Consider the following 1,284-nt stretch of genomic DNA (forward strand, 5'->3'; position numbering starts at 1 on the left):
GGAAATCGGCAGCCCCGGCAACCACACCGTCAGAGCCTTGAACTGGGCCTTGCTCAAGCAGCCGGCCAGCCTGGAGGCGCGGCTGCCCCGTTTCCAGATAGCGCCGCCATGCCAGCCGCCACAAAGCCATTCCGCGCAAACCGGCGGCGCCACCCTGAATTACCCCAAGCAGGAGTCCCAGGCATGAACGCCGCGATGGAACCGGACTTGAATGCCTTGCTAGCGCAAGATCCAGCGCCGGCCGGTCTCTACCTGCTGATCGATCGCAGCCAGCATGACCCCCTGCTTGGCTTGTGGGATGGCCCGGTGCCGGAGCAGGCCATCCATCCACTGCGGGATCTGCTGTTCGAGGCAGCGCCGGAGCGCGCGCCGGCGCTGCTGGACCCGGCCGCCTGGCCGGACATGTCGTCGAGACTGCGTTTGAGCTGGCTGCAAAACATGCTGTGGGCCTATGACCGCACAATCAACAGCCTGAGCGAATACTATCTTTCCGGCTGGCTGCTGGCCGACGCCCCCGCCGCCGAAGTGGCCGATCATCTCAGCCGCCTGCTGCCGCAGCAGCATCCGTCCGGCGAACTGCGCCACCTGCGCGTCTACGATCCGCAGGTCTTCCATCTTTTGATAGAGAAACTGCCCGCGGAGCAGCGCCGGGCGCTGCTGGGTCCGGTACGCCACTGGTGGTACAGCGCCAAGGCCAAGCAACTGGCCGTGGTGTCCGCCGACCCGGCGCAACGGCCGCCGCCCGGCGGCTTCCTGCTGCCGGACCACACTTGGCACTGGCTGGAAATCCTGCCGGATATTCTGCTGATGCGTTACTTGCTGCCGCTGCTGCAAGACGCGGCGGAGGGAAGGTTGCCGGCGCGGGAGCTGGATCTGGACCGCGCCGCCGCCTGGCTGGATCTGGCCCGGGCCCGTGGTTGGACGCGGGCCGGGGACGAGGCCGCCGGCTACGCCGTGCTGCTGGAACTGCTGGGCCCGGATGACGCGGAGCTCCCGGCGTTGCTCGCGCTGCTGGAAGTCTGCCGCGCACCCGACTACCCTGCCGGCCTTTACAACTACCTGATCTTCCAGTTCCAAAGCCAGGACTGGCCCAGGGTGCTGGACACCATTCGCCCCCGCCGCCACCGGAATTTCCGATCATGAGCCAAGCCAACGATAACAGCCGGCTGCCCTGCGGCGGCGTGTTCTGCAACCGTCCAGGCCAGCTGATTCTGCCGCTACGCTACGCGCTGGCCGCCCATCGCGACGGCCATGCCGACCTGGCTCCGCTGCCCGCCGCCGGCC

Annotated in this window: 2 protein-coding genes; both read left to right on the forward strand. The window is 67.8% G+C overall.

Annotation, left to right across the window (positions count from 1 at the left end):
• Positions 1-187, forward strand: a 187-nt coding sequence (locus LQT98_RS23545; RefSeq protein WP_231465657.1) for a hypothetical protein, incomplete at its 5' end; no start/stop codon positions are given.
• Positions 184-1,143, forward strand: coding sequence for a DUF4123 domain-containing protein (locus tag LQT98_RS23550; protein ID WP_231465659.1), 960 nt, complete (start codon positions 184-186; stop codon positions 1,141-1,143). The genes LQT98_RS23545 and LQT98_RS23550, both read left to right, overlap by 4 nt.
• Positions 1,144-1,284 lie beyond the last annotated feature (141 nt).

The sequence above is a fragment of the Chromobacterium aquaticum genome, from assembly GCF_021129195.1.
Classification (GTDB): Bacteria; Pseudomonadota; Gammaproteobacteria; order Burkholderiales; family Chromobacteriaceae; genus Chromobacterium; species Chromobacterium aquaticum.

What these genes read in the sequence shown, in the direction of transcription:
- LQT98_RS23550 (WP_231465659.1), top strand. Translation starts at nt 184, where the DNA reads ATGAACGCCGCGATGGAACCGGACTTGAATGCCTTGCTAGCGCAAGAT.